General features: G+C 36.3%; 37 protein-coding genes. 4 read left to right on the top strand and 33 right to left on the bottom strand.

Going from position 1 to position 25,569, the window contains the following annotated elements; translation table 11 throughout:
* Complete coding sequence (locus H0S70_RS08780; RefSeq protein ID WP_188320543.1) at window positions 1–207, top strand: helix-turn-helix domain-containing protein; 207 nt, start codon at window positions 1–3, stop codon at window positions 205–207.
* A gap of 122 nt (window positions 208–329) precedes the next feature.
* Complete coding sequence (gene aspS / locus H0S70_RS08785) at window positions 330–2,084, top strand: aspartate--tRNA ligase (protein WP_188320544.1); 1,755 nt, start codon at window positions 330–332, stop codon at window positions 2,082–2,084.
* 52 nt (window positions 2,085–2,136) lie between these two features.
* Here aspS and H0S70_RS08790 read toward each other — a convergent pair whose 3' ends face one another.
* The 7 genes from H0S70_RS08790 to H0S70_RS08820 all read right to left on the bottom strand — a co-directional run bounded on the left by H0S70_RS08790 (window position 2,137) and on the right by H0S70_RS08820 (window position 10,059).
* Window positions 2,137–2,841 (bottom strand): LytR/AlgR family response regulator transcription factor, encoded by a 705-nt coding sequence (locus tag H0S70_RS08790; RefSeq protein WP_188320545.1) that lies wholly within the window; start codon window positions 2,839–2,841, stop codon window positions 2,137–2,139.
* A complete protein-coding gene (locus tag H0S70_RS08795; protein ID WP_188320546.1) occupies window positions 2,841–4,004 on the bottom strand; it encodes a sensor histidine kinase in 1,164 nt (387 codons plus the stop codon). The genes H0S70_RS08790 and H0S70_RS08795 overlap by 1 nt, the downstream gene beginning before the upstream one ends.
* A 275-nt stretch (window positions 4,005–4,279) precedes the next feature.
* The gene (locus H0S70_RS08800) at window positions 4,280–4,801 is read right to left on the bottom strand and encodes a CPBP family intramembrane metalloprotease (protein WP_228453705.1); all 522 of its coding nucleotides are present in this window, start codon (window positions 4,799–4,801) and stop codon (window positions 4,280–4,282) included.
* A 167-nt stretch (window positions 4,802–4,968) separates the two neighbouring features.
* Entirely contained in the window at window positions 4,969–5,703 is a 735-nt protein-coding gene (locus tag H0S70_RS08805) for an SDR family NAD(P)-dependent oxidoreductase (RefSeq protein ID WP_188320547.1), read from the bottom strand.
* A 4-nt stretch (window positions 5,704–5,707) separates the two neighbouring features.
* Window positions 5,708–6,475 carry an enoyl-CoA hydratase/isomerase family protein gene (locus tag H0S70_RS08810; RefSeq protein WP_188320548.1) on the bottom strand — a complete coding sequence of 256 codons (768 nt, stop codon included), beginning with the start codon at window positions 6,473–6,475 and terminating at the stop codon, window positions 5,708–5,710.
* Window positions 6,476–6,526: 51 nt separating this feature from the next.
* Window positions 6,527–9,019 carry a phenylacetic acid degradation bifunctional protein PaaZ gene (paaZ, locus tag H0S70_RS08815; RefSeq protein ID WP_188320549.1) on the bottom strand — a complete coding sequence of 831 codons (2,493 nt, stop codon included), beginning with the start codon at window positions 9,017–9,019 and terminating at the stop codon, window positions 6,527–6,529.
* A 365-nt stretch (window positions 9,020–9,384) separates the two neighbouring features.
* On the bottom strand, window positions 9,385–10,059 hold the full coding sequence (locus tag H0S70_RS08820; RefSeq protein WP_188320550.1) for a DUF6624 domain-containing protein: 675 nt from the start codon (window positions 10,057–10,059) through the stop codon (window positions 9,385–9,387).
* 234 nt (window positions 10,060–10,293) lie between these two features.
* Between H0S70_RS08820 and H0S70_RS08825 the strand changes: the two genes are divergently transcribed.
* The gene (locus H0S70_RS08825; protein ID WP_188320551.1) at window positions 10,294–10,512 is read left to right on the top strand and encodes a hypothetical protein; all 219 of its coding nucleotides are present in this window, start codon (window positions 10,294–10,296) and stop codon (window positions 10,510–10,512) included.
* An 84-nt stretch (window positions 10,513–10,596) separates the two neighbouring features.
* Here H0S70_RS08825 and H0S70_RS08830 read toward each other — a convergent pair whose 3' ends face one another.
* The gene (locus H0S70_RS08830) at window positions 10,597–11,883 is read right to left on the bottom strand and encodes a citrate synthase (protein ID WP_188320552.1); all 1,287 of its coding nucleotides are present in this window, start codon (window positions 11,881–11,883) and stop codon (window positions 10,597–10,599) included.
* Window positions 11,884–11,966: 83 nt separating this feature from the next.
* On the bottom strand, window positions 11,967–13,259 hold the full coding sequence (eno, locus tag H0S70_RS08835) for a phosphopyruvate hydratase (protein WP_188320553.1): 1,293 nt from the start codon (window positions 13,257–13,259) through the stop codon (window positions 11,967–11,969).
* 173 nt (window positions 13,260–13,432) lie between these two features.
* Here eno and H0S70_RS08840 point away from each other — a divergent pair, with 173 nt between their 5' ends.
* Window positions 13,433–13,867 carry a hypothetical protein gene (locus H0S70_RS08840; RefSeq protein ID WP_188320554.1) on the top strand — a complete coding sequence of 145 codons (435 nt, stop codon included), beginning with the start codon at window positions 13,433–13,435 and terminating at the stop codon, window positions 13,865–13,867.
* Window positions 13,868–13,936: 69 nt separating this feature from the next.
* On the opposite strand, the gene rplQ is transcribed toward H0S70_RS08840, so the two are convergent.
* From rplQ to rpsS, 24 genes are all read right to left on the bottom strand, one after another.
* Entirely contained in the window at window positions 13,937–14,473 is a 537-nt protein-coding gene (gene rplQ / locus H0S70_RS08845) for a 50S ribosomal protein L17 (protein ID WP_088263396.1), read from the bottom strand.
* A 6-nt stretch (window positions 14,474–14,479) separates the two neighbouring features.
* Window positions 14,480–15,475, bottom strand: a complete 996-nt coding sequence (locus tag H0S70_RS08850) for a DNA-directed RNA polymerase subunit alpha (protein WP_055041709.1) — start codon at window positions 15,473–15,475, stop codon at window positions 14,480–14,482.
* 33 nt (window positions 15,476–15,508) lie between these two features.
* Window positions 15,509–16,117 (bottom strand): 30S ribosomal protein S4, encoded by a 609-nt coding sequence (rpsD, locus tag H0S70_RS08855; protein ID WP_188320555.1) that lies wholly within the window; start codon window positions 16,115–16,117, stop codon window positions 15,509–15,511.
* Window positions 16,118–16,211: 94 nt separating this feature from the next.
* Window positions 16,212–16,601, bottom strand: coding sequence for a 30S ribosomal protein S11 (gene rpsK, locus H0S70_RS08860; protein WP_039364102.1), 390 nt, complete (start codon window positions 16,599–16,601; stop codon window positions 16,212–16,214).
* 12 nt (window positions 16,602–16,613) lie between these two features.
* Entirely contained in the window at window positions 16,614–16,991 is a 378-nt protein-coding gene (gene rpsM / locus H0S70_RS08865; protein ID WP_055041710.1) for a 30S ribosomal protein S13, read from the bottom strand.
* 9 nt (window positions 16,992–17,000) lie between these two features.
* Complete coding sequence (rpmJ, locus tag H0S70_RS08870; protein WP_007839480.1) at window positions 17,001–17,117, bottom strand: 50S ribosomal protein L36; 117 nt, start codon at window positions 17,115–17,117, stop codon at window positions 17,001–17,003.
* 138 nt (window positions 17,118–17,255) lie between these two features.
* Window positions 17,256–17,471 carry a translation initiation factor IF-1 gene (gene infA, locus H0S70_RS08875; protein ID WP_031503426.1) on the bottom strand — a complete coding sequence of 72 codons (216 nt, stop codon included), beginning with the start codon at window positions 17,469–17,471 and terminating at the stop codon, window positions 17,256–17,258.
* A gap of 8 nt (window positions 17,472–17,479) precedes the next feature.
* Complete coding sequence (gene secY, locus H0S70_RS08880; RefSeq protein WP_188320556.1) at window positions 17,480–18,859, bottom strand: preprotein translocase subunit SecY; 1,380 nt, start codon at window positions 18,857–18,859, stop codon at window positions 17,480–17,482.
* Window positions 18,860–18,867: 8 nt separating this feature from the next.
* Window positions 18,868–19,314 (bottom strand): 50S ribosomal protein L15, encoded by a 447-nt coding sequence (gene rplO, locus H0S70_RS08885; protein WP_031503422.1) that lies wholly within the window; start codon window positions 19,312–19,314, stop codon window positions 18,868–18,870.
* A gap of 105 nt (window positions 19,315–19,419) precedes the next feature.
* Entirely contained in the window at window positions 19,420–19,596 is a 177-nt protein-coding gene (gene rpmD / locus H0S70_RS08890; protein WP_031503420.1) for a 50S ribosomal protein L30, read from the bottom strand.
* A 10-nt stretch (window positions 19,597–19,606) separates the two neighbouring features.
* Window positions 19,607–20,128, bottom strand: a complete 522-nt coding sequence (gene rpsE / locus H0S70_RS08895) for a 30S ribosomal protein S5 (protein WP_123248986.1) — start codon at window positions 20,126–20,128, stop codon at window positions 19,607–19,609.
* An 18-nt stretch (window positions 20,129–20,146) separates the two neighbouring features.
* Window positions 20,147–20,494 carry a 50S ribosomal protein L18 gene (gene rplR / locus H0S70_RS08900; RefSeq protein WP_088263398.1) on the bottom strand — a complete coding sequence of 116 codons (348 nt, stop codon included), beginning with the start codon at window positions 20,492–20,494 and terminating at the stop codon, window positions 20,147–20,149.
* Window positions 20,495–20,511: 17 nt separating this feature from the next.
* Entirely contained in the window at window positions 20,512–21,057 is a 546-nt protein-coding gene (gene rplF, locus H0S70_RS08905) for a 50S ribosomal protein L6 (RefSeq protein WP_188320557.1), read from the bottom strand.
* Window positions 21,058–21,074: 17 nt separating this feature from the next.
* Complete coding sequence (rpsH, locus tag H0S70_RS08910; RefSeq protein ID WP_055041716.1) at window positions 21,075–21,473, bottom strand: 30S ribosomal protein S8; 399 nt, start codon at window positions 21,471–21,473, stop codon at window positions 21,075–21,077.
* 150 nt (window positions 21,474–21,623) lie between these two features.
* Window positions 21,624–21,893, bottom strand: coding sequence for a 30S ribosomal protein S14 (gene rpsN, locus H0S70_RS08915; protein ID WP_031503409.1), 270 nt, complete (start codon window positions 21,891–21,893; stop codon window positions 21,624–21,626).
* A gap of 4 nt (window positions 21,894–21,897) precedes the next feature.
* On the bottom strand, window positions 21,898–22,449 hold the full coding sequence (rplE, locus tag H0S70_RS08920) for a 50S ribosomal protein L5 (RefSeq protein WP_188320558.1): 552 nt from the start codon (window positions 22,447–22,449) through the stop codon (window positions 21,898–21,900).
* 2 nt (window positions 22,450–22,451) lie between these two features.
* A complete protein-coding gene (gene rplX, locus H0S70_RS08925; protein ID WP_031503405.1) occupies window positions 22,452–22,778 on the bottom strand; it encodes a 50S ribosomal protein L24 in 327 nt (108 codons plus the stop codon).
* Between the two features lie 18 nt (window positions 22,779–22,796).
* Entirely contained in the window at window positions 22,797–23,165 is a 369-nt protein-coding gene (gene rplN / locus H0S70_RS08930; protein WP_031503404.1) for a 50S ribosomal protein L14, read from the bottom strand.
* Entirely contained in the window at window positions 23,165–23,422 is a 258-nt protein-coding gene (rpsQ, locus tag H0S70_RS08935; RefSeq protein WP_088263399.1) for a 30S ribosomal protein S17, read from the bottom strand. The genes rplN and rpsQ overlap by 1 nt, the downstream gene beginning before the upstream one ends.
* A 12-nt stretch (window positions 23,423–23,434) precedes the next feature.
* A complete protein-coding gene (rpmC, locus tag H0S70_RS08940) occupies window positions 23,435–23,623 on the bottom strand; it encodes a 50S ribosomal protein L29 (RefSeq protein ID WP_031503402.1) in 189 nt (62 codons plus the stop codon).
* A gap of 12 nt (window positions 23,624–23,635) precedes the next feature.
* Window positions 23,636–24,061 carry a 50S ribosomal protein L16 gene (rplP, locus tag H0S70_RS08945; protein ID WP_031503399.1) on the bottom strand — a complete coding sequence of 142 codons (426 nt, stop codon included), beginning with the start codon at window positions 24,059–24,061 and terminating at the stop codon, window positions 23,636–23,638.
* A gap of 81 nt (window positions 24,062–24,142) precedes the next feature.
* Window positions 24,143–24,877, bottom strand: a complete 735-nt coding sequence (gene rpsC, locus H0S70_RS08950) for a 30S ribosomal protein S3 (protein WP_031503602.1) — start codon at window positions 24,875–24,877, stop codon at window positions 24,143–24,145.
* A 7-nt stretch (window positions 24,878–24,884) separates the two neighbouring features.
* Window positions 24,885–25,286, bottom strand: coding sequence for a 50S ribosomal protein L22 (rplV, locus tag H0S70_RS08955; protein ID WP_031503600.1), 402 nt, complete (start codon window positions 25,284–25,286; stop codon window positions 24,885–24,887).
* 2 nt (window positions 25,287–25,288) lie between these two features.
* Complete coding sequence (gene rpsS / locus H0S70_RS08960; RefSeq protein WP_028122169.1) at window positions 25,289–25,567, bottom strand: 30S ribosomal protein S19; 279 nt, start codon at window positions 25,565–25,567, stop codon at window positions 25,289–25,291.
* Window positions 25,568–25,569: the final 2 nt, after the last annotated feature.

The following is a 25,569-nucleotide window of genomic DNA, read 5'->3' on the forward strand; positions in this document are numbered from 1 at the left end:
ATGGCAATCATCATCAACGTCGACGTTATGCTTGCCAAGCGCAAAATGCAGTCGCAGGAACTAGCCGAAAAAATAGGAATAACGCAAGCTAATCTCTCTATTTTAAAAACCGGAAAAGCAAAAGCCTTAAAACTTTCCACTTTGGAAGCTATTTGCAAAGCATTGGATTGCCAACCTGGTGATTTAATTGAATATCGACCGGATTAAATTGAAACCTTCAAGGATTTGAAATCCTTGAAGGTTTCTTTAAGTAGATTTTCCATCCAAAAATCTTATCTTTGTACCCAGAAAATCTCAAATTTCAAACCTCAAATTTCAAATAAATAGAAATGTTTCGATCGCACACCAACGGAGAATTATCGCTTAAAAATCTTAATGAAGAAGTAACCCTTTCCGGCTGGGTTCAGACCATCCGAGACAAAGGATTTATGATCTGGATCGATCTTCGGGATCGCTACGGAATCACACAATTGGTATTTGATCAAGACCGTTCATCGGCTGAATTAATAGAAGAAGCTAAAAAGCTCGGACGTGAATTCGTGATTCAGGTTGAAGGAAAAGTCATTGAAAGAGTTTCAAAAAACCCAAATATTCCTACTGGCGAAATAGAAATTTTAGTTGAAAATTTAACGATTTTAAATGAATCTCAACTTCCGCCGTTCACCATCGAAGACGAAACCGACGGCGGCGAAGAACTGAGAATGAAATACAGATATTTGGATATCCGCAGAAATCCGGTGAAAGACAAATTGATTTTCCGTCATAAAATGGCTCAGAAAGTAAGAAATTACCTCTCTGACCAGAATTTCATTGAGGTTGAAACGCCGGTTCTTATCAAATCTACTCCCGAAGGTGCGAGAGATTTCGTGGTGCCCAGCCGAATGAATCCTGGGCAATTTTATGCACTTCCACAATCGCCACAAACGTTCAAACAATTGTTAATGATTGGCGGAATGGACCGTTATTTCCAAATTGTAAAATGTTTCCGTGACGAAGATTTGCGTGCAGACAGACAACCGGAATTCACCCAAATCGATTGCGAAATGGCATTTGTAGAACAGGAAGATGTTTTGGAGATTTTTGAAGGAATGACTGCTACTTTATTGAAAGATATCACCGGTAACGATTTCGGAAAATTCCCAAGAATGACTTTCGCAGACGCCATGAAAAAATACGGAAACGACAAACCTGATATCCGTTTCGGAATGGAATTCGTGGAAGTAAATGAATTGGTAAAAGGCAAAGATTTCAAAATTTTTGATGACGCAGAATTGGTCGTTGGAATCAACGTTGAAGGTTGTGCAGATTATACCAGAAAACAAATCGACGAGTTGATTGATTGGGTAAAACGTCCACAAATTGGCGCTTCGGGAATGGTTTGGATTAAATTCCAAAATGATGGCGTTGTAACTTCTTCAGTAAATAAATTTTATAATGAAGAAGATTTGCAGCGTGTCGCTGCTGCCTTTAATGCAAAAGCAGGAGATTTAATCTTCCTCATGTCCGGAAACGAAAATAAAGTAAGAACCCAACTTTCTGCTTTGAGAATGGAATTGGGTAACCGTCTGGGTTTAAGAAAAGGAAATGAATTTGCGCCACTTTGGGTAATCGATTTTCCACTTTTGGAATGGGACGAAGAAAGCGGCCGTTACCACGCGATGCACCACCCTTTCACCTCACCAAAACCAGAAGATTTGGAACTCATTCATACTGAACCCGGAAAAGTTCGCGCCAATGCTTATGATTTGGTTTTGAATGGAAATGAAATCGGTGGCGGTTCTATCCGAATTTTTGACAGAGATTTACAGTCTAAAATGTTTGATTTATTAGGATTCTCAAAAGAAGAAGCAGAAGCACAATTCGGATTCTTGATGAATGCTTTCAAATATGGCGCTCCGCCTCACGGAGGTTTGGCTTTCGGATTTGATAGATTGGTTGCGATTCTTGATGGAAATGAAGTGATCCGAGATTACATCGCTTTCCCGAAAAACAATTCCGGAAGAGATGTGATGATCGATGCTCCGGCTCCGATTCATCAGGAACAGCTTACGGAATTGGAACTTAAATTGGATTTAAAATCATAAATTAGAAGCGAGAATTTTTTTCTCGCTTTTTTTATTTTCAAGAGATAAATAATTACATTCCTAACAATTTGTAAAGTTCTTCCTTTTTATTCACAGAAACAGAAATAGATTTTCCGTTCAGCAATTCTAACATATTTCCGTGAACACTTCTTACAAAATCAAGATTTAGGATAAATGAACGCTGTATTCTATAGAATTTTTTGTTTTGTAAACTTTCTTCCATCGAAGTAAGTGTCATTTGGGTTGAATAGATTTCTGATTTTGTATTCACATTCAAATAATCGCCTTGAGCTTCGATATATAAAATTTCTGACAACAAGATTTTGATAATTTTCCCTTCAGATTTTATAAAAATTTTTTCATTGCCCTCTTGTGAGTTAGTGGAATTCCTTTTTAAATCGATGTGATTTTTAGCTTTTTGTACCGCTATTAAAAACCTATCAAAACGAACCGGTTTTACCAAATAATCTGTCGCTCCTGTATCAAAACCGTCTAAAGCGAACTCCCGATAAGCGGTAATAAAAATAAAAACGGGAGGGTTTTCTAATGTCCGAAGGAAATCGAGACCATTTATTTTTGGCATTTCAATATCACTAAAAATAAGCTCTACTGAATTTTCTTCAAGAAAAGATAAGGCTGTCACAGGGTTATCAAAAATTCCCATAATGTTGAGATAAGAAACTTCTTTGGCGAAAGATTCTACAAGGTCTCTTCCAAGTGGTTCGTCATCGATAATGATACAATTTATTTTTTTCATTATTTGATTAAATTGATTGTTAACTGTACTCTGAAAATATTTTGTGTAATGAGAATTTCTAACTGAAAATCTTTCGGATATATCAACTGGAGCCGTTTTCTAACATTTTCAATTCCGATTCCGCCGTGACTATTTTTGTTTTTAATTTCTTCAAAATCATTTTCTAATACAAAAATAAACTTCCCGTTTTCAATTTTTATTTTAAGATTTAAGAAATTTGATTCTTTTGATTTTAAACCATATTTAAAAGCATTTTCAATAAAAGTGAAAGTCAAAAGCGGAGCAATCTTTAAACCCTTACAATCTTCTTCAGTAGGAAACTCGTAATGGATTTTTTTTTCCGCAGAGTAACGCATTTTTTCGAGTTCAAAATAGTTTTTAACAAATTCTACTTCTTTCCATAATTCTACTTTTTCGCTGTTCGATTCGTACAAAGTATAACTCATCGTGTCGGAAAGGTTGAGAATCACTTCAGGAACCGTATTGTCTTTTTTAAGGCTTAAACTATACAAATTATTCAAGGTATTAAAAAGAAAATGGGGATTAAGCTGTGATTTTAAAAAATCTTTTTCAATATTAATATTTTGGATTTCTAGCAGATTTTTTTGATTTTGAATCTTAATCGTTTGGCTATAAAGTTTAGAAATTTCAAATAAAATTTTAACAAAGAAAAAAGGCGATAAAAGCGAAATGAAGATAATCGCTTGAGAAATTATTCGACTAAAAGAAATAGCTTCCCAAAAAGTTTGGCTTGCACTTGCCGCAATCGCACCTTTCAATTCTCCTTCTAAAATTTCAAATCCTAAATGGTGATAAATAATAGAAAAGAAGTAAGTAGATAGCAACCAAATGATTACAAACACCGGAAAACTCACAACCAAACAAAAAATTGCAAATCCAAATGATAGTTTCAAAATTTTTGGCAGAAGCAGATAGAAGAAAATATAGAAAACAATCATATTGACAACGCACATCCGCAGTGTAAGAATGAAACTATTGAAATACGTGAGATGATACGCTAATCTGTAACTTAAAAATAGTAAAAAAGCAAAACTCAACCACATTAAAGAATGGAACATCAATCTTTTTTGTTTGGTGTAAAATTGTTCAAAATCAAATTCACCAATGCGTTTGGAAAAATAATTTGAAGATATTTTTTGCATAGTTTTTAATTAAAAACAGCTCCAAAGATAGTTTTTTGAAGCTGTATGATTGATGGTTTCTACAAAATTCTAATAATTGCGTTAATCGTGTTAATGGCGTTATGTCCCAAAATTGGAAAAATAAGATTCCCTGAGAGTTTACGCAAAATCCCGACACTGAGCGAAGAAATAATTGTTAAATAAAGAATTGTAATGATGTCAAACTTGAATTCATAATTTTCAGTAAGCATCACACCATGAGCTTCTGCAAAAAGTATGGTGATAATGACAAATCCCTAACCAAATTTGACGCCTTTGAAATTCCATTTCGGTGCGAAAGCTTTGTCTAAAAGCCAAAATAAAATTCCTCTGAAAACCAATTCCTCCGTTAAACCAGGCATTGTCATTTGAAAAGCAAAAGTTTCTAAATCGAAATCACCACCTTTCGGAAACAAAATGAGCTTGAATACAAAATCGAAAGCTAAAAATCCCAGAAAAATTAAAATTCCAGATTTTACCTGACTTTTTGAGTTCGTTTTCGTCGTAAATCCAATCTCTTCCCTATCTTTTTTTGAAACAGAAAAAATAACAATCAAGGCAAAACACAAACTCAAAATTTTACCAATCCAGGCGAATTTTAATCCTAAAAAATCTAAATCGAAATAGAGTTTTGACAAATGCTGAATGTAAGAATCCGTTAAAAAATAGAGAATGAATAGTCCTAAATATTTTAGATTGACCTTTTCTGATTTAAAAACAGCTAAAATAATGAATGGAAGGATAATAAGAATCCAAATAAGTGGTGTAAATAATGACATATCTTTTAATTTTTTGTCAAAATTATCGTACGTTGCTACTCTTTGAAAACTTTACCGATAGAAACACTCATTTTGCCGATGAAAACATCACCTGAATTATAAGATATTAGTGCCTTCGTGCCATAAAAAAAGCGAGGAAAGTTTTCTTCGCTTTTTTTTAATGAAAATTAGGGCAACTTCGCAACGAGAAATTCCGGTGATAATTTTAAAACCCAATAAATGATTTTCCACTTAAAGTTGGGAACGATTGTAAACGAATTTCCGGCATTAACAATCTGTTTTGCTACATAATCCGGTTCCATCATTAGAGATTCGTTCAATTGTAAACCTTCATTAATTTTACTTCGGATGTAACCCAACACAAAAACAGTTACCTTAATTTTTCTTAAAGAAAGTTCTTGGCGAAGTCCGGCCAGATAAGTGGTGAAAGCCGATTTTGTGCTTCCATAAACGAAATTACTTTTTCTGCCACGAACTCCGGAAAGCGAAGAAAGTCCGATGATTCTTTCTAAATTATTATTATTAATATCGATTGCAATAATATTTAAAATAGAAACTGCACCGATATAATTTGTTTTCATCATTTCAAAAGTTCCATCAAAAGATTTTAAAGCTTTTTGATTTTCGACTAAAAAACCAGCTGAATAAATAACAGTATTAGGCTTTATTAAGAGTTCGTCATAAAACATCTGATGCGAAGAAAAATCTGTTGCATCAAAATATTTTATTTCTATTTTTGATTGATCTAAATGATTTTCATTACTGAAATTCTCCAAAGATTTTAGATTTCTGGAAGCTGCAATCACAGAAAAACCTTTTGCTAAATATTGCAAAATACATTGTTTCGCCACATCAGAATTGGCACCGAGAATGAGGACTGATTTTGATAAAGTATTGGTCATTGAATTATTTAGATCTTAAATTCACTTTAATCTTCTCTATATTTTTCTTCGCCGATTCCTCCAGGATTAAACTTGCGCTCATCAAAATTCTTTCCGGCATTAATTGATCAAAATGTTCGGAGCCTTCCCACGAAACTTTTTTGATTAAAGCCAAAGCTTCCACACTTCTTTCGGATAATTTCTGCATAAAAGCTTCAATTTTCCCATCCATATCCAGAATATTTCCTGAAACGGAATGATAAACATCGTGCTTTTCACACCAATCAGCGCTGCGGAAATCCGCATCAATCGACATCGCAGCGTAAGCTGATTTTCCGATTTTTCTTTCAACATAGGGTCCAATGACGAAAGGTCCGATTCCTAAATTCAATTCAGTTAACGCCATTGCCGAATCTTTGGTAGCAAAACAATAATCAGCAGCACACGCTATTCCCACTCCGCCGCCAGTTGTTTTTCCCTGAACGCGGACGATGACTAATTTTCCACAAGATCGCATCGCATTCAGAACTTTTGCAAAGCCACCAAAAAATATTTTTGAATTTTCCAAATCGTCAATTTCGAGCAACTCATCGAAACTAGCGCCTGCACAAAATGCTTTATCCCCTTCAGATTTCAAAAGAATAGCTTTTACATTTTCATCTCTTCCACTTTCTATGATCGTTTGAGCCAATTTTTCTAGAATTTCTCCTGGCAGAGCATTGCTTTTTGGGGTACCGAATGTGATTTCGGCAATGTTATTTTTTAATTCTTGGGTTACAAATCCGTTGTTCATTTTCTTATTTTGTAGTATTATTGATGATAATTATTTTTTGCATAAGCATCTTTAAACCAGACCAAATTGTTCAAAATGATGTGTAAAATGTTTGCGATGAAAAAGTTCCATTATCTCTTTATTCAACATTCCGAAACGTGGATGATAGTGTTCTACTAAAGGATTTTCCCTGTAATAAATCAGATATTCTTTCAAAGTTTCGATGAGTTTCTCTTTGGCTTGATCTAAATTTTTAAATCTTAAGACCGGCATTTCGCCATCTTTCAGCATAGGATATTGCGCTCCCGGACGAATTTTTTGGTTGGTATAAATCCAGTCCTGAAGTACCTCCAGTTTATCCGCAGGAATTTCTGGAAAATCGGACGGATTTAATTGTACAAAACCATTTCTAAGAACCTCTTCTAAATGTTCGACCATCAATTGAGGCGTCATCAGACCAAATTTTCTTTCTGAATTTTCGGTGAGATTATTTAATATTTTCTGAATTTCTTTTGTTTTTAAATCAACGAAAGGAGATTTTTTTGCCACCAAAGTAAGAATGGTTGCCACGCAAACGATTTCATCGCGCTGATTGACAACTTCAACCAACCATTTCACCACGCCGCTTGGGATATTTCTTCCTTTCACGCCTTTGTTGACCTTCTCTTTTGCCGTGAGATAAACCGTGATGGTATCTCCCGCATAAACCGGTTTAAAGAAACTCGCATTTTCCAGTCCGTAGTTAGCGATAACCGGACCTTTTTTCCCGGAAACAAACAGACCGGCCGCGGCGGAAAGGATAAAATAGCCATGCGCCACCGTTTTATCGAAGATTGTTCCATTGAGAGAAGTTGCGTCTGTATGCGCATAAAAATGATCCCAAGAAACATTCGAAAAATTCACGATATCTGCCTCTGTTACTGTTCTTCCCGCTGTTTCCAAAGAATCTCCAATCTCTACTTCTTCAAAATATTTTCTGAAAGGATGTCTATCTGAAAAGTTTTGCGTTGCACCTTGTTGGTAAATTTTAGTAATCGCCGTCAAAATATCGGGTGAAGCTTGAATTGCCGTCTTTTGCAAGAAAAAATGCAACCCGTTCAAACCGCCCATTTCTTCACCGCCGCCTGCTCTTCCGGGACCGCCATGCATCAATGTAGGCAGCGGAGAACCGTGACCTGTAGATTCTTTCGCGTTATCACGATTCAAGACAAAAATTCTCCCGTGCGAGGAAGCCATTTTCCAGGAAGTTTCGGCAACAAATTTCTCATCGTGAGAAATGATGGATCCTACCAAACTTCCTTTTCCTCGTTTTGCCAAAGCAGCAGCTTCTTCCGCATCTTTGTACGGCATAATTGTAGAAACCGGTCCGAAAGCTTCCACTTCATGGGATGCGTTTTTCTCGAAAGGTTTATCGTTGTAAAATACTTTTGGCGAAATGAACGCGCCATTTTCATAATCGGCGTCCACCAGTTCATGTTTGCCGTCGTAGATGAGTTCTGTTTCAGCTTTTAGAAGTTGAATTTTACTTTCTAGAACTTCCATTTCTTTTTTACCGACGATGGAGCCCATTCTGGTTTCGCGGTTTAAAGGATTTCCAATTTTTGTCTGGTCTAGAGCTTTGCTTAAAGCATTTTGAACATCGCCCACTAAATTTTCCGGAACAATAATTCTGCGGATGGCGGTACATTTCTGTCCCGCTTTTGTGGTCATTTCATTTCGGACTTCTTTAATAAAAAGATCGAATTCCGGAGTTCCAGGTTTTGCATCGAGTCCTAAAATAGAACAGTTCAGAGAATCTGCTTCCATATTGAAACGGACCGCATTTTTAGAAACTGAAGGTAAAGATTTCAGTTTTCTTCCTGTATTTGCTGAGCCCGTAAATAAAACCGAATCGCCATCCTGCACATAATCCAGAATATTTCCCGGTTCGCCACAAACCAGCTGAATGGCACCATCAGGCAAAATTCCGCTTTCAATCATGTCCTGAAATACAGCGTTGGTAAGGTAAGAACCCGGGGTTGCAGGTTTCACTACACTTGGAACACCCGCCAGAAGCGACGTTGATAACTTTTCCATCATACCCCAAACCGGAAAGTTGTAGGCGTTGATCTGTACAGAAACACCTTCGCTTGGCGTTAAAATATGCGTTCCGAGGAAAGTTCCATTGGCTGAAATTTTCTGCGTATCTCCATCGACCCAAAATGGCGTGTTGGGTAACATTCTTTTTGCTAAACCTGAATAGGTGAAAAAAGTACCGAAACCGCCTTCAATATCAACCCAGGAATCTGCGTGCGTGGCTCCGGTTTTATAGGACAGATCGTAATATTTCTTTTTTCTTTCGAGAAGGTAAAGTGCTACTTTTTTCAGCATTTCACCACGATCATAGAAAGTCATGGAGGAAAGATTTTTGTACCCGACGGTTCGTCCGTAATGCAAGGCACTTTCGAAATCAATTCCTTCTGTATCGGAAACCGCGACTAATTCACCATTAACCGCATTATAAAGTGGAATTTCGTTGCCAGAACCTTCTATCCACTGTCCGGCGATATAGTTTTTGAGTTTCATTTTATGTTGGATGTTTGATGTTGCGTGATGGATGTTTTCAAAAATTTGAAATTATATTTTGTTATCAAAAATATTATAAAAAGTATGACAGCAATGTCAATGATTAAAGAATTGAAGTGAAAATTTCAATAAAAGTTGTTTATTTTAAAGGGTTTTAATGAATTCATCATTTTCAACGTGTGCTAAAATATCAGATATTCCAATGCTTTCTCTTATAAGATAAAACACAATAACATTTATAAAAATAAATACTATGAAAGAAATAAAACCCATTTTCTTTGAAAATTTCATTTTATAAATTTGGCTAAAGCCGATCGATTTGCCTCTTTTATAAACGGGCTAAAGCCCGTTCCTATTGATGCTATTTATTGTGCTTGTAATTTCTTCACCTCTTCTAATGTATAAATTTTATATTGAAAATCTTTTCCGTATAAATCTTTGGAATATTCTTCAATTGTTTGAACAAAACCAGCTTCTTTTCTTAATTCATTTACTTTTTCGGAATTTTCAATTGGCCAAAAAGCGGGTTTCCCATTTACTTCAAAAAACTGAGAACCATAAATTTGCTTTTTTCCCTGATACATTAGGTTTCTGTCTTCCGTTATAGCCAACGATTGTCTATCAAGATCGCCATTTTTAACTGCTTCACGAAGCATTGGTAAATATTTTTGAATAACTTGGGGTGAAGAATGTTGAATTACAATCCAAGCTGCACGGTTTTCCGGAGTTCCAACAAGAGCTTTTCCGGGATAACCATATTTCGAAATTATTTCTTCTACTCTTTTAATATTTTCACCATCTAAAGTAACCGAAACTGATTTATAATTGTTTTTGAAATAGGTTGGATCTACCTTAATCCTTTTTGCAATCAGGTCAAGGCTGTCCTTTGGTGTTTGGTCTGTAATAAAGCGTACTGCCTGATCGCGGAATTCAATTTCTGAAAGCTCTTTTTTTAGTTCAAGATTGATTGAAGTTTTTTCTACCTTTTTGCAGGAAAATAGAATTAAAAATAAAAATGCGATTGCAGAAAATTTATTCATTGTTTTTTGGCTAAGTTTTTATTTATCCTTCTAGAAACTCAGGATCACAAAGTTTTGGTTTGATCCTGAGTAGTTGATAAAATTTAAAATATTCTAGAGTGTTAAGATACTGAAATTTTCAAATTTTTGGTTTCATAATTCTTCGGAAGCTTTTCATTAGTTTTATATTTCACTGTATACTTAACACTTATTTGCTCAAGATTAACATTTTCATAATTTTATCATCATTTTTTTATGAATTTAGTTAAAAAAATCAATAAAAATTATTGCGGAGCCATTTCTAACACTTGCGGAGCCATTTCTGACACTTGCGGAACCATTTCTTACACTTGCGGAACCATTTCTGACACATGCGGAACCATTTCTGACACTTGCGGAACCGTTTCTAACACTTGCGGAGCCATTTCTATTGGCTGCGGAGCCATTTCAAAAGGTTGCGGGATCATTTCTTAGAGTTGCACACGGAAAACTGAGATATGCGCCAAAAAAAATCCCCTTCAAAAAAATTGAAAGGGAAATTAATAAATGAATTGCAAATTATCTTGCGTTTAAATCCACATAATCGCGTTTTTGCGCACCTTGGTAAACCTGTCTTGGTCGTCCGATTGGGTCGTTGTGCAAACGCATTTCTTTCCATTGAGAGATCCATCCCGGAAGTCTTCCCAATGCGAACATTACGGTGAACATTTCGGTTGGGATTCCTAATGCCCGGTAAATAATTCCTGAATAGAAATCTACGTTTGGATAGAGTTTTCTGCTTACGAAATAATCGTCTTCCAACGCTACTCTTTCCAACTGCATTGCGATGTCTAAAGCTTTATCTTCGATTCCAAGTGCATCCAAAATATCGTCTGCTGCTTTTTTGATGATTCTTGCTCTTGGATCGAAGTTTTTGTAAACTCGGTGTCCGAATCCCATCAAACGGAAATTATCGTCTTTATTTTTAGCTTTTTCTACATATTTTGCTACGTCGCCTCCATCTTTCTCGATCATTTCAAGCATTTCGATTACTGCCTGGTTGGCTCCACCATGAAGTGGTCCCCAAAGTGCAGAAATACCTGCCGAAACCGATGCGAATAATCCGGTGTGAGCCGATCCTACCATTCTTACTGTAGAAGTAGAACAGTTTTGTTCATGATCCGCGTGAAGAATTAATAATTTATCCAAAGCTCCAACTACGATAGGATCTAATTGGAATTCTTCGTTTGGACGACGGAAACACATTTTGTAGAAATTCTCCACATAATTTAAACTGTTATCGCCGTGGTTGATTGGTAAACCTAATTTTTTTCTGTAAGTCCAGGCACAAAGGTGAGAGAATTTTGCGATCAACATCTCTGCTGCGTGATCTAAATCTTCTTTGGATGTAACGTCAACAGCTTTCGGGTTGAATGCCGTAAGTGCAGAAGTAAGAGAAGATAAAACTCCCATAGGATGGGCAGATCTTGGGAATACATCCAAGATTTTCTTCATTTCATCAGCAACGAAATTATATTTGTTGATTCCTTTTTGAAATGATTGGAACTCGTCGCTTGTCGGCAATTCCCCTTGAAGCAAAAGATACATTACTTCGGTGAAGTTAGATTTTTCTGCAATCTGCTCAATCGGATATCCTCTGTAATACAACTCCCCGTTGTCACCATCTAGATAGGTGATGTCGCTTAAGGTAGCTCCTGTATTTTTGTAACCCAAATCCAATGTAATTAAACCGGTTTGGTCTCTCAGTTTAGAAATATCGATTCCTCTGTCACCGATAGTGCTTTCTACAATGGGATATTCAAAAGATTTCCCGTCATAGTTCAGTACAACTTTATTATCTGACATATAAATTATTTATTTTTTACTAAATTATGAATAATGATAGAAAACAGCAAATGAATCTTGCTATAATCTATTAACATTATCTATTATCGTTTTACTTTAAATGCATCTAATCCGGGGAACACTGCTGTTTCACCTAAAGCTTCTTCAATTCTCAACAATTGGTTGTATTTTGCCATTCTATCTGAACGAGAGGCAGAACCCGTTTTGATTTGTCCACAGTTCATAGCAACTGCTAAATCAGCAATGGTAGAATCTTCAGTTTCTCCGGAACGGTGCGACATTACAGAAGTATATTTATTGTGTTGTGCCATTTGAACAGCATCCATAGTTTCAGATAATGAACCAATTTGGTTTACTTTAACCAAAATTGAGTTTGCGATATCTTCTTTGATTCCTCTCGCCAATCTTTCTACATTGGTTACAAATAAATCGTCACCAACCAATTGAACTCGGTCGCCGATTTTTTCGGTCAACATTTTCCATCCTTCCCAGTCGTCTTCGTGCATTCCATCTTCAATGGAAATGATTGGATATTTCGCAGCCAATTCTGCCAAATAATTTACTTGCTCGCTTCTGTTATATTGAGCTGAGTCTGGAGTTTGGAATTTTCTGTAATCGTATACACCGTCTTTGTAAAATTCTGATGCGGCACAATCTAAAGCAATCATCACATCATCATCAGGTTTGTAACCCGCTTTTTCAATCGCTTGCAAAAGAGTATCTAAAGCATCTTCAGTTCCAGTAAAAGTAGGTGCGAAACCTCCTTCATCACCTACAGCGGTAGATAAACCTCTTGAATGAAGAATTGATTTTAAATTATGGAAAATTTCAGTTCCTTTTCTCAAAGCGTGCGAGAAAGAATCAGCTTTCACCGGCATCACCATAAATTCCTGGAAAGCGATAGGAGCATCTGAGTGAGAACCTCCGTTGATTACATTCATCATCGGAACAGGAAGTGTGTTTGCATTTACACCACCTACATATTTATAAAGAGGCATTCTAAGTTCAGTAGCTGCTGCTTTTGCCGCTGCTAAAGAAACTCCGAGAATTGCATTTGCACCAAGATTTCCTTTGTTTTTAGTACCATCAAGGTCAATCATGATTTGATCGATATAATTTTGGTCGTAAACGGGAAGCCCTACCAATTCAGGAGCAATTATTTCTCGTACATTTTCTACCGCCTTCAGAACTCCTTTCCCCATATAATCTGTACCACCATCGCGTAATTCTACGGCTTCGTGTTCACCGGTAGATGCTCCGGAAGGTACTGCAGCACGACCCATCGCACCATTTTCTGTAAAAACATCTACTTCAATTGTAGGATTGCCTCGGGAATCCAAAATCTGTCTTGCTTCAATGTAAGAAATGTAACTCATTGTATTATTTTTAACTTTTATATTTGAATTACAAATTTAATGAAAATAGAACTATATTTTAGTTTTCACCACATGATTTTATGAATGTTAGCGTTAAAATTTAGTTAATTAATTTAGTTTTTTTAAATCAAAAAAAGTAATTGTAAATTTGAGAGATTAAAATTTATATTGATATGAAAAAAATAATTTATGTAGCTTCTGCATTTGTGCTATTGGCGAGTTATAGTTGCAATAAATCTGCAGAAGGAAATAAGAATGTTATGGTGGAAGAGACTTCCGACATTCAAGTTGAGAACAAAAACGGAACGGTAGATACTACAGTTTCCATTCAAAAAACGGAGAGTGATGGGGGAAAAATCCAAACGGAATATACCGACCGATATGTTGCAGAAGATGGATCGTCGGCGTTAGTAACTTTTAAGAATAATGGAAAGGAAAATTCTATAAGTATCCGCAGTAATAACAAAACCATTTCCGCTCCGCGAAAGGCAGACCAAGGCGAAGGTGTTTACGGAAATTACGATTTCCAAATTGTTGCTAAAAACGACAGCGTAATCATTACCCAAGGAAATAATGTGATCGCTTTGAAAAAAGCGAGGGTAAATTAAACCTTGTACAAAACAAAAAAACCATTCAAAATATATTGAATGGTTTTTTTATATCTAAAACTGTTGGAACTATTCAGCAGTTTTTTCTTCTGTAGAGTCTGCAGCTTCTGCAGTTGGTTCTTCAGTTTTAGCATCAGCTTTTGCCGGAGCTTCCTTTACTTCAGCAGCAACTGCTTCAGCTTTAGGAGCGGCAGATCTTCTGCTTCTTCTTGTTACTTTTTTCTCTTCAGCGTTAGGGTTGTAAAGTTCGTTGAAATCTACAAGTTCGATCATTGCAGTATCTGCAGCATCGCCTGGTCTGAATCCAGTTTTGATAATTCTGGTGTAACCACCATTTCTTTCTGCAATTTTAGGAGCAACTGTTCTGAATAATTCAGTAACTGCTTCTTTGCTTTGCAGGTAAGAGAAAACTGTTCTTCTATTGTGAGTTGTATCTTCTTTTGCTTTTGTTAAGATAGGTTCAACATACACTCTCAAAGCTTTCGCTTTAGCAACAGTTGTGTTGATTCTTTTATGCTCAATAAGAGAACAAGCCATATTAGAAAGCAAGGCACTTCTGTGTGAAGCGGTTCTTCCTAAGTGATTGAATTTTTTACCGTGTCTCATTGTTTTTTATTTATCAGCGTCTAATTTATATTTAGCAACGTCGAAACCGAAGTTAAGACCTTTTGCATGCACTAATTCTTCTAATTCTGTTAAAGATTTTTTACCGAAATTTCTGAATTTCATCAAATCAGACTTAGTATAAGAAACCAGTTCTCCTAAAGTTTCCACTTCAGCAGCTTTCAAGCAGTTTAATGCTCTTACAGAAAGATCCATATCAGTTAATTTAGATTTTAGGAGCTGTCTTGTATGTAAAGTTTCTTCGTCGTATTGGATAGATGCTTTCACGGCTTCAGTTTCAAGCGTAATTCTCTCATCAGAGAACAACATGAAGTGATAAATTAATATCTTAGAAGCTTCTGTTAAAGCGTTCTGAGGGCTGATTGAGCCATCAGTTTCAATATCCAAAACAAGTTTTTCGTAGTCTGTTTTTTGCTCTACACGATAGTTTTCAACACTATACTGCACTTTCTTGATCGGCGTAAAGATCGAATCAATTGCAATGGTACCGATAGGTGCATTGTTTGATTTGTTCTGCTCAGAAGGAACATATCCTCTTCCTTTTTCGATGTTAAAAGTGATTTCGAATTTCACATCTTTATTGAGGTTACAGATGATCAAATCTGGGTTTAAAACTTCAAACCCTTGGATTGATTTTCCTAAATCTCCTGCTGTTACAGTAGTTTGTCCGGAAACTTTTGCAGTTACTGCTTCAGTTGAAGCGTTTTCAGTAGTAGCTTTAAGTCTTAATTGTTTCAGGTTCAGAATAATTTCTGTTACGTCTTCAATTACACCGGGAATTGTTGAAAATTCGTGCTCTACGCCTTCTATTTTGATAGATGAAATAGCATATCCTTCAAGAGAAGAAAGTAAGACTCTCCTCAAAGCATTACCGATAGTAAGACCGAAACCTGGTTCTAATGGTCTGAATTCAAATTGACCTTTGAAATCATCAGAGTTAAGTAGGATTACTTTATCGGGTTTAATAAATGTTAAAATTGCCATATAATTTGGGGTTGAGCAAAAATTTGAAAAAAATTATTTAGAGTAAAGTTCGACGATCAACTGTTCTTTGATATCTTCCGGGATTTGGATTCTTTCCGGAGCAGATACGAAAGTACCTTGTTTTGTTTCGTCGTTGAACTGTAACCACTCATAGTTTGCTTTAGAAGCTAAAGAATCAGCAATTACTTCAAGAGATTTAGATTTTTCTCTTATTGCAACTACATCACCCGCTTTCAACAAATAGGAAGGAATGTTTACTAATTCGCCGTTTACTGTAATGTGTCTGTGAGATACCAATTGTCTTGCACCTGCTCTTGTTTTAGCAAAACCAAGTCTGTACACAACGTTATCTAATCTAGATTCACATAACTGTAAAAGAACCTCACCTGTAACGCCTTTTGCTCTTTGCGCTTTTTCATATAGGTTAGCAAATTGTCTTTCTAAAATACCGTAAGTATATTTAGCTTTCTGCTTTTCCATTAGCTGGACAGCATATTCAGATTTCTTTGATCCTCTTCTTTTGTTCACACCGTGTTGTCCCGGTGGTTGATTTTTTCTTTTCTCGAAGTTTTTGTCATCTCCGTAGATTGCAACACCAAATTTTCTTGCAATCTTAGTTTTAGGTCCAATATATCTTGCCATAATTTTCTAAGGATTATAGATTCTAGATTTTAGATTTTATATTAATAAACCGATGATTTAAAATTTAAAATTTAAAATTTAAAATTCTAATTTATTATACTCTTCTTCTTTTTGGTGGTCTACATCCGTTGTGTGGCATTGGCGTCACGTCAACGATTTCGCTAACTTCAATTCCTGAATTGTGAATTGTTCTGATTGCAGATTCTCTACCTGCACCAGGACCTTTCACAAACACCTTCACTCTTCTAAGCCCAGCTTCGTGTGCTACAGCAGAGCAATTTTCAGCAGCCATTTGCGCTGCGAAAGGAGTATTCTTTTTAGAACCTCTGAATCCCATTTTTCCGGCAGATGCCCAAGAGATTACTTCTCCGTTTTTATTCGTCAAAGAAATAATAATATTGTTGAATGATGCTTGGATATGTGCTTCACCGATCGCTTCAACTTTTACTTTTCTTTTTTTAACTACTTTAGTCTGTTTTGCCATAATTCTTACCGATTATTTACTTGCTTTTTTCTTGTTAGCAACAGTTTTTCTCTTTCCTTTTCGGGTTCTAGAATTGTTTTTAGTTCTTTGGCCTCTTAAAGGTAATCCCAGTCTGTGACGTATTCCTCGTTGGCAACCAATATCCATCAATCGCTTGATGTTCAATTGCGTTTCAGAACGCAATTCACCTTCTACTTTGATGTTTTCAGTGATGTAGTTTCTGATTAATGCCAATTCATCGTCATTCCATTCGTTGACTTTCTTGTCTTCGCTGATTCCGGCTGCTTTAAGGATTTCGGAGGAAGTGCTTCTTCCGATTCCGTAGATGTAAGTTAAGCCGATAACGCCTCTTTTGTTTTTTGGTAAATCAATACCTGAAATTCTCGCCATAATTTAATTTTAGCCTTGTCTTTGTTTAAATTTTGGGTTTTTCTTGTTGATTACAAACAGAACGCCTTTTCTGCGAACAATTTTGCAATCAGCACTTCTTTTTTTGATAGATGCTCTAACTTTCATTTGTTTTGGTTTAATTTTCCAACGGTTAGATGAACTCCAAGTGATTCCACCCCCTTTTGTTTAAATATTTAAATGACTAATAAAATCGGATGATTCTATTCGTTTTCTTATTATAATAATTTCCGGATTGTTCCGTAATTAGTATCTAAATGTGATTCTTCCTTTCGATAAATCGTAAGGAGATAATTCCAATTTCACCTTATCACCAGGCAAAAGTTTGATGTAATGCATTCGCATTTTACCGGAGATATGAGCAATAAGCACATGCCCATTCTCTAATTCAACACGAAACTGCGCATTGGAAAGAGCTTCCGTAATTACGCCGTCTTGTTCTATATGTTTCTGTTTAGCCATTTATCTAATTACTGATTTGTTGTTCTAGATAATTTTGACTGCATCAAGCCATCATAATGGTGGTTCAGCAAATACGTGTTGATTTGTTGAACGGTATCTAGGATAACTCCTACCATAATTAATAGCGATGTACCCCCGAAAAAGAGGGCAAATCTATCTGTTTGAACAAACGCTCCGTGCACTATTGCCGGAAGGATTGCAAAGATAGCTAAAAATATTGATCCAGGCAAAGTTATTTTCGACAAAATATCATCGATGTAATCCGCGGTCTCTTTTCCGGGTCTTACTTTAGGAATCAATCCGCCGTTTCTCTTCAAATCATCTGCCATTTGATTCACTGGAATAGTTATCGCTGTGTAGAAGAAAGAGAAAATAATAATCAACAATGCAAATAATACATTGTATTGCCAGCTGAATACATTTTTAAATCCGGCAAGGAAAGTATTGGTTTCATCAACTTTCGTTAAAAGCCCTGGAACAAACATTAACGCTTGTGCAAAAATGATCGGCATTACTCCCGAAGCATTTACTTTAAGTGGGATCCACTGTCTTGCACCTTGCATTAAATTTCTGTTGGCACCACCTCTTGCCTGTGCTCTACTAACATACTGAATAGGAATTTTTCTTACCGCAACCGATAACACAATTGCCAAAAGAACTACGAGCATCCAGAATAAAACCTCTATTAAAATCATGATCGTACCTAAACCGCCTTTACCGGTTTGTGTAGCAATTTCCTGGATAAATGCTCCTGGAAGATCTGCTAAGATACCTACCATAATTAAGATTGAAATACCATTTCCGATACCTTTATCCGTAATTTTTTCTCCCAACCACATTGCAAATACCGACCCAGCTACTAATATTACAATACTTGGCAACCAAAACATGATGGACTCAGGATGCACATAATAAGCAGATGCAAATTGCGCGTGTGGCAAGAACATCTGGGTAATAGAAGTAAGGTAAGAAGGTGCTTGCACCAAACAAACTGCGATCGTTAACCATCTTGTAATCTGGTTCAATGTATTTCTACCGCTTTCTCCATCCTTTTGTAGCTTCTGAAGATAAGGTATAGCCATCCCCATAAGCTGAACGATAATCGATGCAGAAATATAAGGCATAATACCGAGAGCCATAATCGAAGCTCTACTGAACGCACCTCCCGTAAACGAAGAAAGCAACCCAAGAAGACCTGCTCCCTGCTTGTTGCCACCCTGGTTCTGGTAATGTTCCAAAAGATTCCCCACCTCGGCCATGTTAATGGCAGGTAGGGAAATATAAGATGCGAATCTATACACGAGGATCAACCCAAGGGTAAAAAGTATTTTCTCCCTAAGTTCCTTAAGACTCCAAATGTTTTTTAGTGTTTGTATAAATTCTTTCATTGTAATGATTATAGAGTAATTGCTTTACCTCCTACTTTCGCGATTGCTTCTTCAGCAGATTTTGTGAATTTGTGTGCAGAGATTGAAACCGCAGATTTCAATTCTCCTCTACCCATAATTTTCACAATTTCGCTTTTCTTAGCCAAACCGTTTTCTACTAAAATTTCTTTAGTGATTTCGGTGATGTTTTTTGCATCAGCTAAAAGTTGAATAGTATCAAGATTAATTGCTCTGTACTCTTTTCTGTTTACGTTGTTGAAACCGAACTTAGGAAGTCTTCTTTGCAAAGGCATCTGTCCACCTTCAAAACCGATTTTTTGGGAGTAACCCGCTCTCGCTTTTTGACCTTTGTGTCCTTTTGCAGAAGTACCACCTTTTCCACTTCCTTGCCCTCTACCAAGTCTCTTAGAATTGTGAGTTGCACCTGATGCCGGTCTTATATTATTTAAATTCATTTTTTTTAGATTTTAGATGTTAGATGTTAGATGTTAGTTTAAAAATCAGACTCAGTTCTAAGATAGTCTAAAATCTGATTTCTAACATCTAACTTCTATATAAATTTATTTTTGAACTTCAACTAAATGACTCACAGCAGCCACCATTCCTAAGATAGAAGGAGTAGCTTCGTGTTCAACAACTTGGTGAAGTTTTTTCAATCCTAATGCTTCAAGCGTTCTTTTTTGGGTTTTAGTTCTACCAATAGCGCTTTTTACTTGTTTTACTGAAATTTTTGCCATTGCTTTTATATTAACCGTTAAACACTTTACTTAATGAAACACCTCTTAATTTTGCGATATCCTCTGGTCTTCTGATGTCCAACAATGCTTTGAAAGTAGCTTTCACTACGTTGTGTGGGTTAGAAGATCCTTTAGATTTCGACAAGATATCGTGTACTCCTGCAGATTCCAATACTGCTCTTACCGCACCACCGGCGATAAGCCCGGTACCGTGAGAAGCTGGTCTTAAGAAGATATCGGCACCGCCGTATCTTGCAGAAGTTTGGTGAGGAATAGTGTGGTTGACTACAGGAACCTTCACTAAGTTTTTCTTTGCATCTTCTACAGCTTTTGCAATAGCGGAAGCAACTTCCTTTGATTTTCCTAAACCGAAACCTACAATACCTGCTTCGTCTCCTACAACAACAATTGCAGAAAAACCAAATGCACGTCCCCCTTTGGTAACTTTAGTTACTCTATTTACAGCAACGAGACGATCTTTTAATTCTAATCCTCCCGGTTTTACTTTTTCTATATTATCTAGTCCTAACATGTTTCCGAAATTTAATGATTAGAATTTTAGTCCGCCTTCTCTAGCACCATCAGCAAGAGCTTTTACTCTACCATGGTACACGAAACCGTTTCTGTCGAACACTATATTTTCAATTCCTGCAGCTTTAGCTTTTTCAGCGATTGCTTTTCCTACTTCTGCGGAAATTTCTACTTTGTTTCCTTTAGCGTTTAGGCTTCTAGAAGAAGCTGATGCTAAGGTTTTACCTGCTTTATCGTCGATTAGTTGTGCGTAAATTTCTTTATTGCTTTTGTAAACAGATAATCTTGGTAATTCTGAAGAACCAGAGATTTTCCCTCTCACTCTTCTTTTAATTCTATTTCTTTTTTCTACTTTGCTTAGTGCCATTTTCTTAAGTTTTAAAATTAAGCAGATTTACCAGCTTTACGTCTAACAATTTCACCTACGAATCTCACCCCTTTTCCTTTGTAAGGTTCAGGTTTTCTGAAAGATCTGATTTTAGCAGCAACCATCCCAAGAAGTTGTTTGTCGTATGAAGACAAAGTAATGATTGGGTTTTTACCTTTTTCAGATAATGTATCTAAAGTGATTTCTTTCGGAAGGTCCATCACGATACCGTGGGAGAATCCTAAAGCCATATCCAGTCTGTTACCTTGGTGCGATGCTCTGTATCCTACCCCTACAAGCTCCAATTGCTTAGTGAAGCCTTCAGATGTTCCAACAATCATATTGTGGATTAACGCTCTGTAAAGACCGTGTAATGCTTTATGTTGTTTTGATTCGGACGGTCTTTCTAAAGTAAGTATTCCGTCTTCTTGTTTTAGAGTGATTCCTTCACTGATTTGCTGTGTAAGTTCTCCTTTCGGTCCTTTCACAGTTACCAATCCGTCTTTTTCGGTTACGGTAACATTAGCAGGAATTTCTATAATTGATTTACCAATTCTTGACATTTTCCTTTGATTAAAAATTAATAAACATAGCAGATTACTTCTCCACCCACTTTTTCTTGTCTAGCTTTTTTATCTGTCATTACTCCTTTAGAAGTTGAGATAATAGCAATACCCAAACCGTTCAATACTCTTGGTAGTTCTTCAGAACCTTTGTATTGTCTTAAACCTGGTCTTGAAGCTCTTTGAATGCTTTTGATCGCAGGTTTGTTGGTTTGTTTGTCGTACTTTAAAGCGATTTTGATATTTCCTTGAACAGCGCTATCTTCGAACTTGTAGTTCAAGATATAACCCTGGTCAAATAAAATTTTTGTAATCTCCTTTTTGATTTTCGATGCAGGAATATCCACCACTTTGTGGCCTGCGCTTTGTGCGTTCCTTACTCTGGTTAGGAAATCTGAAATTGGATCTGTTACCATTTTTCTTTTTTGATTGTTATTGGTTTATGATAATCAGTATTGAAAAAAGAAGCAAGAGCAAAGAACAAAGAGCCAAGACTTCATCTTTTCTCTTTATTCTTTTTTCTTTTATCTTATAATCAACTTAATTATCTCGATTGTTCTAAATTGTTACCAACTTGCTTTTTTCACTCCCGGGATCAAACCTGCGTTTGCCATTTCACGGAAAGTTACTCTAGAAATACCGAAGGTTCTCATGTACCCTCTTGGTCTTCCTGTCAATTTACATCTGTTGTGCAATCTTACTGGTGAAGCGTCTTTCGGCAATTTTTGTAATGCTTCATAATCTCCGGCTTCTTTCAAAGCTTTTCTTTTCTCAGCATATTTTGCTACTGTAGCTTCTCTTTTGCGCTCACGCGCTTTCATTGATTCTTTAGCCATTTTTTTAGTTCTTTTTGAAAGGTAAACCGAAGTGAGTTAATAAAGCTTTTGCTTCTTTGTCAGTTTTCGCAGAAGTAACGAAAGTAATATCCATCCCTTGGATTTTCTTTACTTTATCAATTACGATTTCAGGGAAGATGATTTGCTCGGTAATCCCTAAGTTGTAATTTCCTCTTCCGTCGAAACCATCAGCTTTGATACCGTTGAAATCTCTGATTCGCGGTAAAGCTGAAGAAGTTAATCTGTCTAAGAACTCATACATTTGGTTTGCTCTTAGGGTCACTCTTGCTCCTACAGGCATTCCCTTTCTTAGTTTGAAAGCTGCCTCGTCTTTTTTAGAAAGTGTTCCAACTGCTTTTTGGCCGGTGATTGCGGTAAGTTCTTCAACTGCATAGTCAACAATTTTCTTGTCAGCTGTTGCAGCTCCCAAACCTTGTGATACAACGATTTTCTCTAATTTAGGAACCTGCATTACAGATTTGTACCCAAATTCTTCCATCATTGCAGGAACAATTTTCTCTTTATATGCTTTTTTTGGTCTTGCTACGTATTCCATAATTAAATTTCCTTACCGGTTGTTTTAGCAATTCTTACTTTTTTATCTCCGTCCACTTTGTAACCTACTTTGGTTGCTTTTCCGTTTGCATCAAGCAATGCTACGTTTGAAATATGGATAGATGCTTCTTTTTCTACAATTCCGCCTTGTGGGTTTGCTGCTGAAGGTTTAGTATGTTTTTTAACGATATTTAAACCTGCAACGATCACTCTAGCGTCTTTGCCTTCTTTTCTGATCACTTCAATAACTTCACCTTTTTTACCTTTGATTTCTTTCTTTCCGGTAGTGATGATTACGTTATCTCCTCTTTTGATTTTTAACTTTGTCATTTTCTGTAAATTTTAAAATTAAAGTACTTCAGGAGCTAATGAAATGACTTTCATATATTCTTTATCTCTCAGTTCACGGGCAACAGGTCCGAATACACGGGTACCTCTCATTTCGCCGGCTGCGTTTAGAAGAACACAAGCGTTGTCATCGAATTTGATGTATGAACCATCTTTTCTACGAACTGCTTTTTTAGTTCTCACTACTACTGCTTTAGAAACGGTTCCTTTTTTAGCGTTTCCTTGTGGTGTAGAATCCTTGATAGTCACTACGATTTTATCACCAACTGAAGCATATCTTCTTCTGGTTCCTCCCAGAACTCTGATAACTAGTACTTCTTTTGCACCTGTATTATCAGCAACTTTTAATCTTGATTCGGTTTGTAACATTACTTAGCTTTTTCAATGATTCGTACTAATCTCCATCTTTTACTTTTACTTAAAGGTCTTGTTTCAGTAATTAATACTGTATCTCCTTCAGTACACTCGTTGTTTTCGTCGTGAGCGGTATATTTTTTCGTTTTTAGAACGAATTTACCGTACATCGGGTGCTTTACTCTGGTAGTTTCACTTACAACAATGGTTTTTTCCATTTTATTGCTGGAAACAATTCCGATTCTTTCTTTTCTTAAATTTCTATCCATGATAAAATGAAATTCTTATTGTTGTTTTAGTGTTAATTCAGTTTCAAGACGAGCAATTGTTCTTCTCAAGTCTTTGATTTGAATTGGATTTTCAATCGGGCTGATTGCGTGTGCCAATTTCAATTTGTTGAAATCTGCTTTAGCTTCAGCTAATTTGTTCTGGATATCTCCTGCGCTTAGATTTTTGATGTCAGCTTTTTTCATAATAATTTGAGATTATTGAGGTTGAACAAAATCGTTAGCGACTACAAATTTGGTAACTACCGGTAATTTTTGTGCGGCAAGTCTTAGTGCTTCTTTCGCTACATCGTAAGGAACACCACCTACTTCGAACATAATTTTTCCTGGTTTTACTACAGATACCCAATATTCTACGGCACCTTTACCTTTACCCATACGTACTTCGGCTGGTTTCTTGGTAATTGGCTTATCCGGGAAAATTTTGATCCATAGCTGACCTTCTCTTTTCATATATCTTGTAGCAGCGATACGAGCTGCTTCAATTTGTCTTGCAGTGATCCAAGCTCCTTCTGTTGCTTTGATACCGAAAGTTCCGTAAGCAAGTTGATTACCTCTTTGGGCAATCCCCTTCATTTTCATCTTGTGAACTTTACGGAATTTGGTTCTTTTTGGTTGTAACATAATTTCTTAAATTTTAGATTTTAGATTTTAGCTTTTAAAAAAGTAACGGTCATTTAAAACTGTCCTCTAAAATTTTATTAATTATTTTCTTTCTCTTGGTCTTCTGTCTCCTCTATCGCCTCTATCGTTTCTCTCACCTCTTCCTCCAGATGCTTTCTTTTGTTGGCCTACAAGTGGGGATAAGTCTCTTTTTCCGTAAACTTCTCCTTTCATGATCCAAACTTTCACACCTAGTTTTCCGTACTGAGTCAATGCTTCACCGATATGATAATCGATATCTGCTCTGAAAGTTGACAATGGGATTCTTCCGTCTTTGAAAGATTCGCTTCTTGCCATCTCAGCTCCGTTCAATCTACCTGAGATTTGTACTTTGATTCCTTCAGCTCCCATTCTCATGGTGCTTTGAATTGCCATTTTCACGGCTCTTCTGTAAGAAATTCTATTTTCGATTTGTTTTGCGATGCTGTCAGCAACCAATACTGCGTCTAGTTCAGGTCTTTTGATCTCGAAGATATTGATCTGGATGTCCTTATCGGTAATCTTTTTTAATTCTTCTTTTAATTTATCAACTTCCTGACCTCCTTTACCGATGATAAGTCCCGGTCTAGCAGTAGTGATTGTTACTGTTACTAATTTCAGGGTTCTTTCAATATAAATTCTTGAAATACCACCTTTAGATAATCTAGCTTCAAGGTATCTTCTGATTTTGTAATCTTCAGCGATTCTGTCGCCGTAGTTTTTACCACCAAACCAGTTCGAATCCCATCCTCTGATGATACCTAATCTGTTACCAATTGGATTTGTCTTCTGTCCCATACCTTGATTATTTATTGTCTTTAGTACCTAAAATTAGTGTAATGTGGTTCGATCTTTTTCTGATTCTGTGTCCTCTACCTTGTGGTGCAGGTCTTAGTCTCTTCAATTGTCTAGCACTATCAACCATAATTTCTTTTACGATTAAGTTTGCTTCTTCGATATCCGCTCCTTCGTTTTTAGCTTGCCAGTTTGCCATTGCAGAAAGAAGAACTTTCTCCAATTTGTTGGAAGCTTCTTTTTTAGAAAACTTAAGGATAGCTAAAGCTTTATCTACTTCTACTCCTCTGATGATATCAGCAACTAATCTCATCTTTCTTGGAGAAGATGGGCAATCATTATGTAACGCTTTTGCCACATCCTGGTTTGCTATTTTACGTGCTAATGCACTTTCTCTTTTTCTTGATCCCATGATTATCTACCTCCTTTATTTTTGTTACCACCGTGACCTCTGAAAGATCTTGTCGGAGAAAATTCGCCTAACTTGTGACCTACCATGTTTTCGGTTACGTATACCGGGATAAAAGATTTCCCGTTGTGTACTGCGATGGTTTGTCCTACGAAGTCCGGAGAGATCATTGACGCTCGAGACCAAGTTTTAATTACTGTCTTTTTATTAGACTCTATATTTGCCTGAACCTTCTTATCTAAAGTATGATGAATGAAAGGTCCTTTCTTAAGTGATCTTGCCATAA

This window comes from Chryseobacterium manosquense (assembly GCF_014623485.1).
Classification (GTDB): domain Bacteria; phylum Bacteroidota; class Bacteroidia; order Flavobacteriales; family Weeksellaceae; genus Kaistella; species Kaistella haifensis.

What these genes read in the sequence shown, in the direction of transcription:
- rplO (WP_031503422.1), bottom strand. Translation starts at nt 19,314, where the DNA reads ATGAATTTAAATAATATAAGACCGGCATCAGGTGCAACTCACAATTCT.
- rpmD (WP_031503420.1), bottom strand. Translation starts at nt 19,596, where the DNA reads ATGGCAAAAATTTCAGTAAAACAAGTAAAAAGCGCTATTGGTAGAACT.
- H0S70_RS08810 (WP_188320548.1), bottom strand. Translation starts at nt 6,475, where the DNA reads ATGAACAACGGATTTGTAACCCAAGAATTAAAAAATAACATTGCCGAA.
- rpsE (WP_123248986.1), bottom strand. Translation starts at nt 20,128, where the DNA reads ATGTTAGGACTAGATAATATAGAAAAAGTAAAACCGGGAGGATTAGAA.
- rplE (WP_188320558.1), bottom strand. Translation starts at nt 22,449, where the DNA reads ATGGAATACGTAGCAAGACCAAAAAAAGCATATAAAGAGAAAATTGTT.
- rplF (WP_188320557.1), bottom strand. Translation starts at nt 21,057, where the DNA reads ATGTCAAGAATTGGTAAATCAATTATAGAAATTCCTGCTAATGTTACC.
- rpsM (WP_055041710.1), bottom strand. Translation starts at nt 16,991, where the DNA reads ATGGCGAGAATTTCAGGTATTGATTTACCAAAAAACAAAAGAGGCGTT.
- infA (WP_031503426.1), bottom strand. Translation starts at nt 17,471, where the DNA reads ATGGCTAAACAGAAACATATAGAACAAGACGGCGTAATTACGGAAGCT.
- rpsN (WP_031503409.1), bottom strand. Translation starts at nt 21,893, where the DNA reads ATGGCTAAAGAATCAATGAAAGCGCGTGAGCGCAAAAGAGAAGCTACA.
- H0S70_RS08830 (WP_188320552.1), bottom strand. Translation starts at nt 11,883, where the DNA reads ATGTCAGATAATAAAGTTGTACTGAACTATGACGGGAAATCTTTTGAA.
- rpsH (WP_055041716.1), bottom strand. Translation starts at nt 21,473, where the DNA reads ATGGTAACAGATCCAATTTCAGATTTCCTAACCAGAGTAAGGAACGCA.
- rpsC (WP_031503602.1), bottom strand. Translation starts at nt 24,877, where the DNA reads ATGGGACAGAAGACAAATCCAATTGGTAACAGATTAGGTATCATCAGA.
- rplQ (WP_088263396.1), bottom strand. Translation starts at nt 14,473, where the DNA reads ATGAGACACGGTAAAAAATTCAATCACTTAGGAAGAACCGCTTCACAC.
- rpmC (WP_031503402.1), bottom strand. Translation starts at nt 23,623, where the DNA reads ATGAAAAAAGCTGACATCAAAAATCTAAGCGCAGGAGATATCCAGAAC.
- rpmJ (WP_007839480.1), bottom strand. Translation starts at nt 17,117, where the DNA reads ATGAAAGTTAGAGCATCTATCAAAAAAAGAAGTGCTGATTGCAAAATT.
- rpsD (WP_188320555.1), bottom strand. Translation starts at nt 16,117, where the DNA reads ATGGCAAGATATATTGGACCTAAAACTAAGATTGCAAGAAAATTTGGT.
- H0S70_RS08820 (WP_188320550.1), bottom strand. Translation starts at nt 10,059, where the DNA reads ATGAATAAATTTTCTGCAATCGCATTTTTATTTTTAATTCTATTTTCC.
- H0S70_RS08780 (WP_188320543.1), top strand. Translation starts at nt 1, where the DNA reads ATGGCAATCATCATCAACGTCGACGTTATGCTTGCCAAGCGCAAAATG.
- paaZ (WP_188320549.1), bottom strand. Translation starts at nt 9,019, where the DNA reads ATGAAACTCAAAAACTATATCGCCGGACAGTGGATAGAAGGTTCTGGC.
- aspS (WP_188320544.1), top strand. Translation starts at nt 330, where the DNA reads ATGTTTCGATCGCACACCAACGGAGAATTATCGCTTAAAAATCTTAAT.
- H0S70_RS08825 (WP_188320551.1), top strand. Translation starts at nt 10,294, where the DNA reads ATGAATTTAGTTAAAAAAATCAATAAAAATTATTGCGGAGCCATTTCT.
- rplR (WP_088263398.1), bottom strand. Translation starts at nt 20,494, where the DNA reads ATGGCACTAAGCAAAGTAGAAAAAAGAAATAGAATTAAAAGAAGAGTG.
- H0S70_RS08840 (WP_188320554.1), top strand. Translation starts at nt 13,433, where the DNA reads ATGAAAAAAATAATTTATGTAGCTTCTGCATTTGTGCTATTGGCGAGT.
- H0S70_RS08850 (WP_055041709.1), bottom strand. Translation starts at nt 15,475, where the DNA reads ATGGCAATTTTAACATTTATTAAACCCGATAAAGTAATCCTACTTAAC.
- rplP (WP_031503399.1), bottom strand. Translation starts at nt 24,061, where the DNA reads ATGTTACAACCAAAAAGAACCAAATTCCGTAAAGTTCACAAGATGAAA.
- H0S70_RS08790 (WP_188320545.1), bottom strand. Translation starts at nt 2,841, where the DNA reads ATGAAAAAAATAAATTGTATCATTATCGATGACGAACCACTTGGAAGA.
- H0S70_RS08800 (WP_228453705.1), bottom strand. Translation starts at nt 4,801, where the DNA reads ATGTCATTATTTACACCACTTATTTGGATTCTTATTATCCTTCCATTC.
- rpsK (WP_039364102.1), bottom strand. Translation starts at nt 16,601, where the DNA reads ATGGCAAAACAGACTAAAGTAGTTAAAAAAAGAAAAGTAAAAGTTGAA.
- H0S70_RS08795 (WP_188320546.1), bottom strand. Translation starts at nt 4,004, where the DNA reads ATGCAAAAAATATCTTCAAATTATTTTTCCAAACGCATTGGTGAATTT.
- eno (WP_188320553.1), bottom strand. Translation starts at nt 13,259, where the DNA reads ATGAGTTACATTTCTTACATTGAAGCAAGACAGATTTTGGATTCCCGA.
- rpsS (WP_028122169.1), bottom strand. Translation starts at nt 25,567, where the DNA reads ATGGCAAGATCACTTAAGAAAGGACCTTTCATTCATCATACTTTAGAT.
- secY (WP_188320556.1), bottom strand. Translation starts at nt 18,859, where the DNA reads ATGAAAGAATTTATACAAACACTAAAAAACATTTGGAGTCTTAAGGAA.
- rplV (WP_031503600.1), bottom strand. Translation starts at nt 25,286, where the DNA reads ATGGGATCAAGAAAAAGAGAAAGTGCATTAGCACGTAAAATAGCAAAC.
- rplN (WP_031503404.1), bottom strand. Translation starts at nt 23,165, where the DNA reads ATGTTACAAACCGAATCAAGATTAAAAGTTGCTGATAATACAGGTGCA.
- rplX (WP_031503405.1), bottom strand. Translation starts at nt 22,778, where the DNA reads ATGACAAAGTTAAAAATCAAAAGAGGAGATAACGTAATCATCACTACC.
- H0S70_RS08805 (WP_188320547.1), bottom strand. Translation starts at nt 5,703, where the DNA reads ATGACCAATACTTTATCAAAATCAGTCCTCATTCTCGGTGCCAATTCT.